A 14,878-nucleotide genomic window follows, 5' to 3' on the forward strand; every position below is an offset into this window, starting at 1 on the left:
TTATATGAAAAATTTCGCCCTCAAGCGTCGCGTAATGAGCCGCCCAGCGGGCTGTCGCGGATTCATCCGTGTAGCCGACCGCCGAAGCTGCGCGAACAAGTGTTTGCTGGAAAGTGCGAGGCGGGCCCGCGGCAGAGCCTGGGAACCGACCGGGGGTCAGGCCCACTGCCCGAATTGGGGCTTGAGGATCTCGTTGACGTCGACGCCGACGCCGCCGACCGAGCGCTTGTCGATCTCGACCTGATGCAGGTGCGCGGCGGGGTGTTCGTACCCCTTCGGCGATCCCCAGTTGTGCTGCCAGAAGTAGGTGCCCAAGCCGTCGTTGACCGCCCAGTCGATGGTCTTCGAGTTGGCGTAGACACCCGTGCGCTGGTGCCCGACAACCGACTCCCAGGACCGCAGGTAGGGGACGATCTGGTTCTTGTACTGGTCGTGCGAGGGATCGTCGTCGATGGAGGCGTAGATGGGGGCACTGGACGGGCCGCCGGCGGCGGCGTGCAGTTCCATGCCGCGCTTGGCGTGCTGCAGGCCTGCGGCAGCCCCACCCAGCCAGTCCGACGTGCTGCCTTTGCCGAATTGGTAACAGGACACGATCTTGAGTCCGCTCCCGTGCAGGTCGCGCGCCTCGGCCAGCTGAATGGGCTTGCCCAGCATCCAGGCACCGCCGGGCCGGCGGTCCGACACGTACCGGATCGCCCCGACGGCACCCGCGGCCCGGATCTCGCTGGCGGGGATGACGCCGGCCGCGTAGTCCAGCAACGTGCCGAGCGAGGCCGCGGCGGGCGCCGCGCGCAGGGACGCTGCCGCAGCACCCAGCCCCAGCAGGCCGGGTGTCGCTGCGGCGAGTTTGAGCACGTCACGCCGAGAGACCGACATGCGGCACAGAGTAGTTCACTGTTCCCAGAAATCACGTTGGCCACACTGGACACAACGCATCACCTTGGCATCGTTCTTGGGTTGTCGAGCCTGTACTCAGCGCCGCATTCTGTGCGCGCCGACGTCCTCACTGCAGTCTCGGTGCCACCAGTTCAGGGTCGACACTTCCGGTGCGTCCGGTCAGCGGTCGGGCAGCACGATCACGCTGATCCCTTCGAGTCCGCGCCGGGCCGTCTGCTGAGCGATCTCGTCGATCAACATCGGCGCCGCGGGGTTGATCGAGCGCGCCCACGCGCGGAAGCCCTGCACGATCACCGGGTCGTTCTCCAACAGCGGTTGCACCCTGCGCAGAGCACCAACCACGTCGTCGGGCAACGGCTCGGCCACCTGCGCATCAATCCACCTGCCTGCGAGTTCCGCTACCGCCGAGACGTTGTCGCCTAGCGCGATCACGTCAGCGGCGAGTTGGCGGAGTCGATCGAACAGCACCCGCCGCCCCGGGCATCCGGACAGTTCTGCCAGCAACGTGCTGGCAGCGGGCGGCAGCACCATCTGCCCGAACAAAGCGGGCACCGGCAACTGCCACTCGTCGAAGAGCTCGGCATACATCGCGGCCACCGGGGCGGCCAACGGCTCGGACAGTCTGCCCATCACGCCGATGCTGTCGCGGTGGGTGGTCGCCAGTCGGCGCAGGATGTGCTCGTTGACGTCGCCGCCGCCGGCGTCGGTGGCGGCATCGATCGCAGTGATCAGCTGGTCCAACCGGTCGCGCTGGCGCACCAGCAGTGTGCGGTGTTCGTCGAGCAGGTCGGACAGCGTCGTCTGCCCGTCATCCAGCAACCGGGCGATGTCGTTGATGCTGACGCCGAGGCTTCTCATCAGGTCGATGCGCAGCAGGTCGAGCACCTGCTCGACATCGAAGACCCGATACCCGTTGCTGAGGTGCTCGGCACGCAACAATCCGATTTTCTCGTAGTGGCGGATGCGACCTGAGGCGATTCCCGTCAACGCGGTGACCTCGCCGATCAACAACTGGTCAGCCACGTCTTGACCTTACAACGGTCATAAGGTCTGTACTGGAAGCAGAAAAGCTTGGAGACAGGACTGCAGGAGGCTTCCGGTGGATCACGATCAGCTCATCGATCTCACCCGTCGTGCGCTCAAATTGGCGCGGGACAAAACGACCGACCTCGCACCTGCGCCGCACCGGGTCAACGCGGCTGAGTACACCGCACGGGAGCGGCACGAGCGCGATCGGGTCATGGTGCAGGCCAGCCCGCAATTGGTCGGCTATGTCTCCGAACTGCCGCGGCCGGGGGCCTATTGCACCAAGACAGTGCTGGGCCGGTCCATCCTGTTGACCCGCACCGCCGACGGCTCGGTCAAGGCATTCGACAACATCTGCCTGCACCGGCAGGCGCCGGTCGCATCGGGTTGCGGTGTCGCCAAACGGTTCACCTGCCCCTACCACGCCTGGACCTACGACAACACCGGCCGGTTGGTTGCGTTGCCGGGACGGGAAGGATTCCCGGACACCACGCTGAAGTCCGACGGGCTGACCGAGCTGCCGGCCACCGAATTCGCCGGATTCCTCTGGATAGCACTGGATCCCGAAGTGGAGCTGGATGTCGCGGCCCACCTGGGGCCATTGGCTGCCGAACTGGATTCGTGGGGTATCGGACGATGGACTCCGCTGGGCGAGAAGGTGCTCGATTCGCCCATCAACTGGAAGCTGGCGGTGGATACCTTCGCGGAGAACTACCACTTCGCCACTGTGCACGAAAAGACGTTTGCGACCCTGGCGCGCAGCAATTGCACGGTGTTCGACGCGTTCGGACCCCACCACCGGTTGATCTTCCCGCTCAACACAATTCTGGATCTGGAGGATGTGCCTGAGCAGCAGTGGGTGCCGCTGAACAACCTGGTGGTCATCTACGCGTTGTTCCCCAACATCGTGATCTCAGTGACCATCGCCAACGGTGAGTTGTTCCGGGTCTACCCGGGTGATCAGCCGGGGCGGTCGATCACCGTCCATCAAAATTCGACTCCGCTGGACATCTCCGAGGAATCGGTGGCCGCCGGGGCACAGACCGTCTTCGAATACGCCCACGCCACCGTTCGCGACGAGGACTACCGGTTGGTCGCGCAACTGCAGGCCAACCTGGAATCCGGTGCGCGCGAACAGCTTCTGTTCGGGCGCAACGAGCCGGGGTTGCAGCACCGACACCTTGCCTGGCAGCAGGCGGTCGACGCGCGCGGCTGAATCTTGCGGGATTTACGCCGACTGCGACAATGCCTCGGCGAGAGCTTCGAGCACCTCTGCGTGTTCCGGAGCGTCGGCCATCGCCGCCCGGACGACCTCGAGTGCCTCGCTGCGGCGACCGGACGCCAGTAGCTGGGTGAGCCGGTCAACCAGGTCCGGTGCGGCTTCGGTGGCCAACACCTGCAGCAACTCCCAATCCCGGTACAGCGCTAGCGAACGCTCGTTGAATGCGAACGCCGTCACCGGCTCACCGGCCAGCGTTCCCCGGTAGCGGTAGGGCCCTTCCATGTACTCGATTGGCAAGCCGTGCGCCGGGGCCGGCACCAGCGGCTCGCCGACGATATCCAATTGGAGTGGAGCACAGACGATTCGATGCCGATCAGGCAGATAGCGGGCCTTGACGGGCGGGCGGATCAGCGCTCTGATCTCGTCCGGCCAGCGCACGTAGCTGGTGATGGTGACGTCGAAATCCTCGACGCACTCCGGGGCCCTGCCGTCGGGGTAGCTGGTGGTGATGCCGGTAAACGGTTGCAGCGCATTGCCTTCGGTGCGCAGGAACTGGCGCCAGATGCTCATGTCGACGCCGTTGTCGAAGTTGATGGTCCGCCATTCGTGCGATCGGGTGCGCGGCGGCTCACCAGTTCCCCCACCCGCGTACTTCGGGAACCATTGCCGGTCGACGTGCCCGCTGGTGCCGGTGACGCGATCGGTGCTGTCACCCCAGCGCAGCGTTCCGGTCATCACCATCCCGGTCTGAAAGTAGGAGTAGGTGTCGTCCTGACCGAAGCAGGCGATCTTGCCGTGGTAAGCCGCTGCGCCCAACGGGGTCGGTGCGCGTGTCGGCGTGACCGCCAGGTCCAGGTGCATGGGCTGCCCGTGCTGGTCGGTGCCCACCAGGCTGATGTCGTAGGTGTAGGGCAGCAACTCTCCGTCGTCGTCGCGCGTCGTGGTCCAGCGGGCGGTGCCGGCACCGGTGTCGTATGCGAGGTCGAGATGGCCGACAGCGGTGGTCATCTTGGGCTTGACCCCTGGTTCCATGCTGGCCGGCGGCATGTCGTAATCGGTGAAGGTGCCGTACGCACCGGTGTCGAGATCGAACAACGCCAGCGTGTAGAAGTCGGCGACGATCGAGCCGCCGGGCCGGTTCTTGTTGAAGATGGTCAGGAACGCGAATGACCTACCGGTGTCGGCTGCGGCGAGTTCACCGGCGATGAACCAGGTGTCGGACTCCTGACCGGGGTGCTCGCCTTCGGCGGCGGGAAATTCCAGTTGGCTGTCACCGGGTACCAGCTGGAACGGGTAGCTGCGCCAGTCGTTCGTCACAGGTTGCCTTGCCTCTGCTGAATTTTTGCTATGTTAGCATCAATAGTGAATTTAACCGTCGCCTGCCCTGAGGTGGTGCCCCGATGACGGCGAATCCCCGCTCTTACGACGAATTGTTCATCGGCGGTCGATGGCGCAAACCCACAGCAACGGAACGGATTTCCGTCATCTCCCCGCACTCCCAGGAGACGATCGCCGAGGTTCCGGCCGCAGGCCCCGACGACATCGAGGCCGCGGTCGCTGCGGCGCGCCGAGCCTTCGATCACGGCCCGTGGCCGCGGCTGGAACCGCAGGAACGGATGCGCAAAATCGATGAGCTGGCCGGCGTCTACGGTCGGCACATCGAGGAGATGGCCGACCTGATCACCGCACAGATGGGTTCGCCGCGCAGCTTCAGCAGACTGGGCCAGGCGGCCGGAGCCGCCTCGATGATCCACCTGGCATTGGCGACCGCGCGGGAGTTCCCGTGGGTGGAGCGCCGTCGCGGTGTGCTCGGCGAAGCGCACCTGCGTCGCGCCCCGGTCGGGGTGGTCGGGGCGATCGTGCCGTGGAACGTCCCGCAATGCCTGATCATGCCGAAACTGATTCCCGCATTGCTGGCGGGCTGCCCGGTTATCATCAAGCCCGCACCCGAAACCCCTTTGGACGCTTTGTGGTTGGCCGAGATGATCGAGCAACTCGACCTGCCCGAAGGTGTGGTCTCGGTGCTCACCGGCGGGCCGGAGGTCGGCGAGGCGCTGGTGCGTCACCCGGGCGTGGACAAGATCGCGTTCACCGGTTCCAGCGCCACCGGCCGGCGCATCGCCGCGTTGTGCGGTGAGCAGTTGAAACGGGTGAGCCTGGAACTCGGCGGCAAGTCCGCGGCGATCGTCCTCGACGACGCCGACATCGGCAGGACGGTAAGCGGATTGAAGACGGCCAGCTTGATGAACAACGGGCAGGCCTGCGTTGCGCAGACGCGCATCCTGGTCAGCCAACGGCGCCACGACGAGCTGGTGGACGCGCTGGCCGACATGATGTCCTCGCTGCGGGTGGGTGACCCTGACGATGAGAAAACCGACATCGGACCCCTTGTCGCCCAACGACAACAGGCCCGGGTACAGGACTACATCCGGTCCGGGCAACAGGAAGGCGCCCGCGTCGTGATCGGCGGGGACGACAGCCCCGCGCCGCGCGGCTGGTACGTGCGCCCCACCCTGTTTACCGACGCGACCAACGACATGCGGATCGCCCGCGAGGAGATCTTCGGCCCGGTGCTGACCGTGCTCACCTACGACGACGAGGACGACGCGATCCGGATCGCCAACGACAGCGACTACGGCCTGGCCGGTTCGGTGTGGACTGCCGACGTCGCGCATGGCTTGGAGATCGCCGCGCAGGTGCGCACCGGCACCTACGGCATCAACATGTACATGCTCGACATCAGTAATCCGTTCGGCGGCTTCAAACACTCCGGGCTGGGGCGCGAATTCGGTCCGGAGGGGTTGCACGAATACGTGGAGCTGCAGTCGGTGGCCTGCAACGGAAAGCTGCCGCCGCTACCCAGCTGAGCTTGCCAGCAGCACCTCGAGAGTGATCTCCGCGGGACAGCACAGCTCGCCGCGCTGGTTGTAGACGCAAACCTGCAGGTCGATGAGAAATTGCGGATCTGCCCCGAAGGTGTTGCACCGCTTGGCGATTGCTTTTCCCCGACCGATCATCGTGTCGCCGGCATAGATCGAACCCAGCAACGATATCTTGCGCCGTAGGACTCGGCTATAGTGGCCGGCCCAGTCCGTGCCCACCCGGTCGACAAAGCCGGCGAGATGCATCGTGTTGACGAAGATCGTCGGATTACCTTGGCGCTTCGCATATTCAGGATCGAAGTGCCCGGGAAAATAATCCCAGGTCGCGCCGGCGTTCATCACCACTCGCTCGTAGCTGATCTCGTCGACGACATCAGGCAGTTCGACGGGGACAGTCAACCCATGCCAGTCGAACCGGCGCTCTTGGGGTTCATCAGCCATCCGTCGTCTCCCGCGTATTGAAGCGGAATAAGGTATTACGGTTCAACGCGACCTCGGTTCCGTCGTCGCGGTAGAAGGTGTCGAGCGTCTGAACGAAATGCCCGACACCGAGTTTGGTGGTTTTCTCCGGCGACACCGATACCACCTCCTCCACGATCGAGAGCCGATCACCCTCCACCACCGGAATCAAGAACTCGGCCTCATTGGACGCGTTGACAAAGGTTCTGCCCGGCAGGGGAACCCGCATCACCAGTGCAGCCGCCGGCCGAACACCGTCGGCGGACCACGGCGGCGGAATCAGCCAACCCATCAGCAATGCGGGTGGACCGACCAACCCACCCCAGGTCTGGGTCGCGAAGTCCTGGTCCCAGTAGGCCGGGTTGCCGTCGCGCACCAGCGCGGCGAAGTGCTGGATCCGGGCCCCGCTCACCACAGTTCCCGCCACCCTGGCCTCGGCGCGAAAGCCCACCATCTTCAGCGCGTCTTCGTAGGTCCCGAACGCGTACCTATAACTGATGTCGGCAGCCATCGAAAGTCAGAATATCGTCACGTGCCGTCGTTGCCGGGAGCTCCGGGGGGGCCGGGTGGGAAGCCAGAGCCACCGACCGAACCGGCGCCACCGGCGCCACCGGCGCCTTTCTGACCGTCCGCCCCGTTGTTCCCGTTACCGCCTGCGCCGGTGCCGGCCAGGCCGCCCTCGCCGTACCACGCTGCGTCGGCGCCATTCGCGCCGTTACCGCCAGCACCGCCGTAGCCTGAGAGGCTGGAGCCGCCATCACCGCCACCGCCCCCACCTCCGCCGGTGCCGCCGTTGCCGCCCGTGCCGCCGTCAGCGCCATGGCTACGGGAATCTCCTTGAATACCGTTGCCACCATCGCCGCCAAGGCCGCCGTAGCCACCAATGCCGGCATTGCCGCCCGACGCGCCGGCACCGCCAGTGCCTGTCCCATTGGCAGCGCCGCCGTGCCCACCGCGACCGCCGGTGCCGCCGGTGCCTCCGACTCCCCCGTTGCCGCCGCGCGCGCCGTCTTCGGCGTCCTGCGCAGGAGAGCTGCCGCCATGGCCACCGTTGCCACCTTTGCCGGCGTCGCCGGCGTTACCGCCACGACCGCCGTCCCCTCCGTCGCCTGATCCCAGTGCCTGGCCGCCGGTGCCGCCAACACCACCAGCACCACCGTTCCCGCCGACACCACCATCGCCACCGACTCCGGTATGTGGGCCGGCGCCGATGGTGAGACCGAAGCTCGTGCCACCGTTCCCGCCGGCACCGCCGTCGCCTCCGGTGCCGCCAACCCCACCGGTGCCCCCATCACCCGAGATGGACCCGCCGGCACCGCCAGCCCCGCCGTTGCCGCCGGCAAAGCCAACCGAGCCGCCTCCACCGGGGCCACCGGGCTCTCCGTTATCCCCGACGGTGCCAGGTCCGCCGGACCTGCCGGCCGCGCCGTTGCCGCCGGCACCACCATCACCGCCGTTGCCGACCTGCCCGCCGTTGCCACCGGCACCGCCGGCGCCACCACCGGCACCGTAGGCGCCAGCTCCACCGTTTCCGCCGTTACCGGACGGGCCGGCGGCTGCGGCACCATCGCCGCCGTTTCCGCCGGCACCACCGCCACCCCCGGCACCCTCGATACCTGAGGCGGCCCGAGAGCCGTCGTAGCTGCCCACGCCGCCGGTGCCGCCAATGGCACCTACGCCGCCTTGGGCGCCGGTGCCGCCGTCACCGGCGAGGCCTGCGGCCGAGTCGCCGCCGCCACCGCCCTGACCGCCGAGACCTCCGATACCGCCAGCACCGCCGACCCCGCCAGCACCGTTGGCTGAAAGGGAGGAATACCCACCGGCACCGCCCTGGCCGCCCACACCGGCTCCGCCTGCGGTGCCGCCGTTGCCGCCAGCGCCGCCGGTGCCCGACCCGAGGGCCGCGCCGCCGACTCCGCCGCGGCCGCCGGTACCGCCGCCACCGCCGGTGCCACCGCCACCCGCTGTGCCACCACCGCCGAAGACAGAGGTCCCGCCGTCGCCGCCGGTGCCACCGACCCCGCCTGCACCAGCCGACCCGCCGAGACCGCCGGCACCGCCGTTGCGTGACCCCTGGGCCGCGCCGCCGGCGCCCCCGACTCCGCCGACTCCGCCGTTGCCGCCCGTCCCGCCGCCGCCGCCGGTCCCGCCGGTATCAGTGATGTTGTTTACGCCGGTACCGCCGCCGCCGCCGGTACCGCCGTCGCCGCCGGCACCACCGTTGCCGCCATTGCCGCTGGTGCCAGAGATAGCTCCGCCCGAGCCGCCGTCACCGCCGTTACCACCGCTGCCGCCTGTCGTGCCGGCACCGCCGGCAGCGCCCGTCTCATTGGCACCGTGTGCGCCGGCGGCACCGGTACCTCCACGGCCGCCGTCACCGCCGTTGCCACCGTTGCCGACCAGTCCTCCGTTTCCACCAGCGCCACCATTGCCACCGTTACCGATGCCAGTGCTGCGACCACCGACGCCACCATCACCGCCATTACCGGAATTTGAACCGCCCGAGCCGCCGTCGCCGCCGTCACCCCCGGCGCCACCAGATGAGGAGCCGCCAGCACCGCCCGCACCGCCGTTGCCGACGGACCTGCCGTCACCTCCGAGCCCGCCGTGTCCACCACCGGCAACGCCACTACCGCCGGCGCCACCGTCACCGCCGTCGCCGGAGACCACACCGCCCGAGCCGCCATTGCCGCCATCGCCTCCGACGCCTCCGGGGTTGCCGGATGCGCCACCATTACCGCCGTTACCGCCGTTGCCAACCGCCCCGCCGTTACCGCCGGCCCCACCGTCACCGCCACTGAGCCCAACACCGCCGCCGCCGTAACCACCGTTACCGCCGTGACCGGACGGGCCGGCCGACGCGGCGCCGTTGCCGCCATCGCCGCCCGCCCCTCCGGTACCTCCGGCAGCGGACGTACCCGCGGCCCCTTTGGCGCCGTCGCTACCCGACACCACACCACCCGTGCCACCACTACCGCCTTGACCGCTGAATCCGCCGGCACCGGCGTGGCCGCCGTCGGCACCGTCTCCGGCGGCACCGGCAGCGGAGTCGCCGCCGCGGCCTCCCGCACCGCCGCTGCCTCCGATCCCGGAATCGCCGCCCGCGCCACCGTTGCCGCCGTCGCCGGTGCCGCTTTCGTCGCTCCCGCCGGTGCCACCGAAGCCACCGTCACCGCCGGCCGCCCCAGCACCGCCGGCTCCGCCGACCCCGCCGACACCTGATCCGTTGGCCGTGCCACCGGCACCGCCTGCCCCGCCGGCCCCAGCATTACCGCCGCTGCCGCCGATACCACCGGATCCGCCTGAGGCCCCTTCGGCGAAGGCGCCATCGTTGCCGCCGTTCCCGCCGTTGCCGCCGAGCCCGCCCTGACCGGCGGTACCGCCGGCCCCGCCGGCCCCGCCGTTACCCGACCCGAGGGCCGTGCCGCCAGCGCCCCCAGCGCCGGCATCGCCTGCGTCGGCGCCGGCCCCACCGGCACCACCCGGGTGACCGGAACTGAAGATGCTGCCCGAATCGCCGGAGCCACCATTACCGCCGTTACCGCCGTTGCCACCGTTACCGCCGGCCCCGCCATTGCCGCCGTTACCCGAGATCACACCGCCCAGACCGCCGGCCCCGCCGTCGCCGGCGTTGCCGCCACCACCCGGGTTGCCGGTCGCACTGCCGCCGGAGGAGCCGGCAGTACCAGCTGCACCGTTGCCTCCGGTACCACCTTGGCCGCCGTTGCCGACCGACCCGCCGTTACCGCCGGCACCGCCATTGCCGCCTTGTCCGCCCTGGACGCCGCGGACACCGTCAGCGCCCTGGCCGCCGTTGCCACCGTTACCGCCGCCGGTGGCCGCGGCACCTTGGGCGCCGGTAATGCCGCCGCCGCCACCGGTGCCACCGGTACCGGCCGCGCCACCGTTGCCGCCGGCACCGACCGCGCCGGGATTACCGCCATCACCACCACGCCCGCCATTAAGAGCAGCACTATCGCCGGCACCACCGGCGCCACCATCACCACCTGCACCCGCCGCACCACCGGTACCGCCTTGTCCTCCGGTGCCGTTGACGCCCACACTGCCCGACCCACCCTCAGCAACCCCGCCGGCGTTACCACCGGCCCCACCAACGCCGCCGGTGCCGCCAGTGCCGCCAGTGCCACCGTTTTGCCCCGCCCCGCCCGCAGTGGTCGCGTCCGCACCGTCGAAGCCGGCCCCACCGGTCCCGCCACCGCCGCCGGTACCGCCGAGTCCGCCGGTACCGCCGTCACCGCGGACCGAACCACCCAGTCCCCCGGTCCCGCCGACCCCACCGGCCCCACCGGTCTCACCGGTCTCACCGGCGGCGCCCCCATCGCCTGGGTTGACCCCCCCACCACCGGTCGCGCCGGTCGCACCGTTACCACCAGTGCCGCCGGTGCCGCCGGTGCCCAGGTTGCCGCCGTTGCCGCCGGCACCGCCTTGCCCACCGGTGCCGGGCGGACCACCCGGCGCCGGGACGGTCGCGTTGCCGCCCTTACCGCCGGCACCACCATTGCCGGAAGTCCCGGCCGGCAGCTGACCCGCCGCGCCCGTGGCGCCAGTACTGCCATCGCCGCTGTCACCGCCAGCACCGCCCTGACCGACCGCGCCCGCATCCCCACCATTACCGCCGGCTCCGCCGGTACCACCGAGCACCGCTGCGTCAGTGCCGGCACCACCGGTCCCGCCGTCGCCACCAGTGCCGGCAGTGCCACCCACACCACCGGTACCGCCGACACCATGGGAACCGTCGCTGTATCCGAGAGCCTGATGCCCGCCGCCGACACCACCGGCACCGCCGGTTCCACCGGTACCGCCACCACCGCCGTCGCCACCGTCGAACCCGTTACCACCGGCCGTGACCGCGTCCGCCCCATCAACACCGGCCCCCCCGGTGCCGCCGACTCCGCCGACACCACCCTTACCGCCGGCCCCACCGTTACCACTCAGCGCACCACCCAGTCCGCCGGCCCCACCGACACCACCAGTGCCACCGACCCCGCCGACCCCGCCCGCGTCACCGCGGTCGACCCCGTCCACCCCGACTGCGCCGGTCGCACCATCGCCACCGGCGCCGCCGGCGCCGCCACTGCCACGGTTACCGCCCGCACCGCCCGCGCCACCATCACCGCCGCTAGCACCGGCCGCGGCGGCATGGGCACCCGCCCCCCCGGCGCCGCCGTTACCCATCACCCCGGTCGGGGTAGCCCCGACCACGCCATCAGAGCCCGCACTCCCACCACTGCCGCCCAGTCCGCCCGCACCGCCGAATCCGGTGTTGCCACCAGCCCCGCCAGCCCCGCCCCGGCCCGTCAGTGAGCCGCCAGAGGCCCCCGCACCGCCGTCACCGGGGGTCGCGCCGTTACCGCCGTTACCGGCGTTGCCGCCCGCACCCGATCCGGCGAAGGTGCCATCAGCGGCCTTCCCACCTAGCCCCCCGGCCCCGCCATTGCCGCCCACACCACCATTACCGCCGTTACCGCCCGCTGTCCCTGCCGCCCCGGACACTGTCGCGTCGGCACCGGTAATCCCCGCCCCGCCATCACCACCACGCGCCCCGTTTCCACCAGCGCCACCGACCCCACCAGCACCGGCCTGCGCCCCACCCGCACCACCCGCACCACCAGCACCGCCGGCACCGCCAGCTTGACCGTCACTACCGGACTCGTTCCCGGCGAAACCCGCCGTGCCGTTTCCGCCGACTGCACCGGCACCGCCGGCACCACCGGCACCACCGTTACCGTGACTGCCGCCCGCGCCTCCTGCCCCGCCCGCGCCGCCGTCACCACTGCCGACACTGGTGGCGCTGTATCCGTTACCGCCCGCGCCGCCGTTGCCCAACAGCGCGGTCGGTCCGTTGCCCGCCACACCGTCGCTGCCGGTGCTGGCGCCGGTGCCGCCCGTGCCGCCCTGGCCGCCGACACCGGAGTTCCCGCCCGCGCCACCAGCCCCGCCATCACGGACCGTGCTGCTTCCGGCCGCACCCGCCCCGCCGTCACCGGGAGTCGCGCCGTTACCGCCGTTGCCGGCGTTGCCACCCGCACCCGATGCGGCCGCGGTGCCATCGGCGGCCTCCCCGCCCAGCCCGCCGGCCCCACCATTGCCACCGACACCGCCGTCACCGCCGTTACCGCCCGCCGTTCCCGCCTCCCCGGCCTCTGTCGCGCTGGCGCCGGTGAGTCCGGCCCCGCCGTCACCACCGAGCGCCCCGTTTCCACCAGCGCCACCGACCCCACCCACACCAGCCAGCGACCCGCCGTCACCGCCGGCGCCGCCGGCACCACCAGAGCCACCCGCCTGACCATTCCCGCCGGACTCGTTGCCCGCGACACCCACCGCGCCGTTCCCGCCGACAGCCCCGTTGCCACCGCGGCCCCCGGCGCCGCCATCACCACGATTACCGCCCGCACCCCCGGCCCCACCGTCGCCACCATCGACACCCGCCACAGTCGTGTTGAACCCGGCCCCGCCGGCCCCGCCGTTGCCCAGCAAACCCGTCGGAGTCGCGCCCGCCGCACCACTGGTTCCCACACTGGAACCGATCCCGCCCGTACCGCCGGCCGCGCCGAATCCGGTGTCCCCGCCGGCCCCGCCCGCTCCACCGTCACGCGTCGCCGCGTCACCGGCACCGCCGGCACCGCCATCACCCGGAGTCGCGCCATCACCGCCCGCACCGGCATTGCCCCCAGCACCGGTCACACCCACGGCGCCATTCGCCGCTGTACCACCGGCCCCGCCGTTGCCGCCATTGCCGCCGACACCGCCGTTGCCGCCCGAACCGCCGGCCTGCCCCGCCTCACCAGCCGCTGTGGCAGCCCTGCCGTTGACTCCGACTCCACCGTCACCACCATCGGCGCCATGCCCACCGGCACCGCCGGCACCGCCATTACCTGCGAGTGACCCGCCCGTGCCCCCGGCCCCGCCAACAGCACCGGAACCGCCCGCCTGACCGTTGCCGCCGGAGGCACCGTCAACCTTGCCCGCGGCGCCGTTGTCACCGGCCGCACCGTTGCCGCCCGCACCGCCGGCGCCGCCATTGCCGCGGCTACCCCCGGCGCCGCCGTCACCTCCGGCAGTCCCGGACCCGCCCGCCGCGGTGGCGTTGAACCCAGCTCCACCCGCACCGCCGTGGCCGCCGGCCACCGCCGATCCCGCAGCACCCGCAGCCCCCGCACCAGCATCCGGACCACCCGCCGCGCCACCGACACCGCCGCTGCCGACACCGCCGCTATTGCCGCCAACCCCGCCCGCACCACCCTTGATCAACTCAGCACCGGCACCCCCGGCCCCGCCATCACCGGCAACACCCGAATCACCGCCAGCACCCCCAGCACCCCCGGCACCGTTGACACCCGCGCGACCAAACAACCCATGACCCTGCCCGCCCACCCCGCCGGTACCACCGGCACCGCCATGCCCGCCTGTGCCGCTATCGCCGCCAACGCCGCCGGTCCCACCCGGCGCAGTCGCCGCCCAACCCGCGCCACCAGTGCCGCCGGCGCCCCCTGCTCCGCCCACACCACCAGCGCCACCGGTCCCACCATCCCCGAACAGCAACCCACCACGACCACCCGCACCACCGGACCCCGCAGCACCACCATCGGTACCCAACCCACCGGTGCCGCCCGCCACTAACTGCGTCCCCGCCGCACCCGCAGACCCCATCGCACCCGCCACCCCGGACCCACCTACACCACCGGCACCACCATGGCCCAATAACCACGCACGACCACCGGCGCCGCCAGTGCCGCCACCCACACCGCCGGCACCACCAGCACCGCCGGCGCCCCACAACAAGCCACCACTACCACCCACACCACCAGCAGCACCCAGACCACCGGTACCCCCCGCGCCGCCCGGGCCCAGCAAACCAGCTGCCCCACCAGCCCCACCGGCTTGACCCGCCGCACCTGACCCGCCGTTACCGCCTCGCCCGATCAACAATCCACCGGCGCCACCGGCGGCACCCGACCCCGCCGCACCATCGGCACCCGGCCCCACCAACGGCCGCCCCAACAACGCATTCGTCGGCGCATTGACCACCCCCAAAAACGCCTGCTCTAGCGATTGCAACGACGCCGCGCTGGCCGCCTCCGCAGCTTCAAAGACACCACCGGCACCTACCAACCCCTGCACAAAACGGGCGTGAAAATCCGCCGCCGCCACACTGATTGCCTGATACTCCCGGCCATAGGTGCCAAACAACGCCGCAATCGCCGCCGACACCTCATCACCGGCCGCCGCCACCACCCCAGTCGTCGACAACCCCGCCGCTGCACCGGCAGCACTCACCGCCGACCCAATCCCACCCAAATCAGCAGCCGCTGCAACCAAAACCTCAGGCGTAACAAACACATACGAAGACTCCACGAGGCCCGATCTCTAG

The 14,878-nt window shown here is 70.5% G+C and carries 8 protein-coding genes; 2 read left to right on the forward strand and 6 right to left on the reverse strand.

Annotated elements, in window-relative coordinates; all coding sequences use genetic code 11:
• Nucleotides 1–156 precede the first annotated feature (156 nt).
• Complete coding sequence (locus tag AC5Y6Y_RS10435; RefSeq protein WP_463826468.1) at nt 157–876, reverse strand: DUF1906 domain-containing protein; 720 nt, start codon at nt 874–876, stop codon at nt 157–159.
• A 180-nt stretch (nt 877–1,056) separates the two neighbouring features.
• A complete protein-coding gene (locus AC5Y6Y_RS10440; protein ID WP_499925760.1) occupies nt 1,057–1,920 on the reverse strand; it encodes a MerR family transcriptional regulator in 864 nt (287 codons plus the stop codon).
• Nucleotides 1,921–1,996: 76 nt separating this feature from the next.
• Here AC5Y6Y_RS10440 and AC5Y6Y_RS10445 point away from each other — a divergent pair, with 76 nt between their 5' ends.
• The gene (locus AC5Y6Y_RS10445; RefSeq protein WP_499929937.1) at nt 1,997–3,139 is read left to right on the forward strand and encodes an aromatic ring-hydroxylating oxygenase subunit alpha; all 1,143 of its coding nucleotides are present in this window, start codon (nt 1,997–1,999) and stop codon (nt 3,137–3,139) included.
• 12 nt (nt 3,140–3,151) lie between these two features.
• Here the strand turns inward: AC5Y6Y_RS10445 and AC5Y6Y_RS10450 are convergent, their stop codons facing one another.
• Nucleotides 3,152–4,462, reverse strand: a complete 1,311-nt coding sequence (locus tag AC5Y6Y_RS10450; RefSeq protein WP_499929939.1) for a lipocalin-like domain-containing protein — start codon at nt 4,460–4,462, stop codon at nt 3,152–3,154.
• Nucleotides 4,463–4,545: 83 nt separating this feature from the next.
• Here AC5Y6Y_RS10450 and AC5Y6Y_RS10455 point away from each other — a divergent pair, with 83 nt between their 5' ends.
• Nucleotides 4,546–6,012, forward strand: coding sequence for an aldehyde dehydrogenase (locus tag AC5Y6Y_RS10455; RefSeq protein ID WP_499929941.1), 1,467 nt, complete (start codon nt 4,546–4,548; stop codon nt 6,010–6,012).
• Here the strand turns inward: AC5Y6Y_RS10455 and AC5Y6Y_RS10460 are convergent.
• From AC5Y6Y_RS10460 to AC5Y6Y_RS10470, 3 genes are read right to left on the reverse strand one after another with little or no spacing between them, the layout of a single operon-like run.
• Nucleotides 6,001–6,468 (reverse strand): MaoC/PaaZ C-terminal domain-containing protein, encoded by a 468-nt coding sequence (locus AC5Y6Y_RS10460; protein WP_499925752.1) that lies wholly within the window; start codon nt 6,466–6,468, stop codon nt 6,001–6,003. The two genes, AC5Y6Y_RS10455 and AC5Y6Y_RS10460, sit on opposite strands and share 12 nt — an antisense overlap.
• Nucleotides 6,461–6,997: an FAS1-like dehydratase domain-containing protein gene (locus AC5Y6Y_RS10465; protein WP_499929943.1), complete on the reverse strand. Its 537-nt coding sequence runs from the start codon at nt 6,995–6,997 to the stop codon at nt 6,461–6,463. The genes AC5Y6Y_RS10460 and AC5Y6Y_RS10465 overlap by 8 nt, the downstream gene beginning before the upstream one ends.
• Nucleotides 6,998–7,014: 17 nt before the next feature.
• A complete protein-coding gene (locus tag AC5Y6Y_RS10470; protein WP_499929945.1) occupies nt 7,015–14,862 on the reverse strand; it encodes a PE family protein in 7,848 nt (2,615 codons plus the stop codon).
• Nucleotides 14,863–14,878: the final 16 nt, after the last annotated feature.

Source organism: Mycobacterium sp. NGS24 (assembly GCF_059813065.1).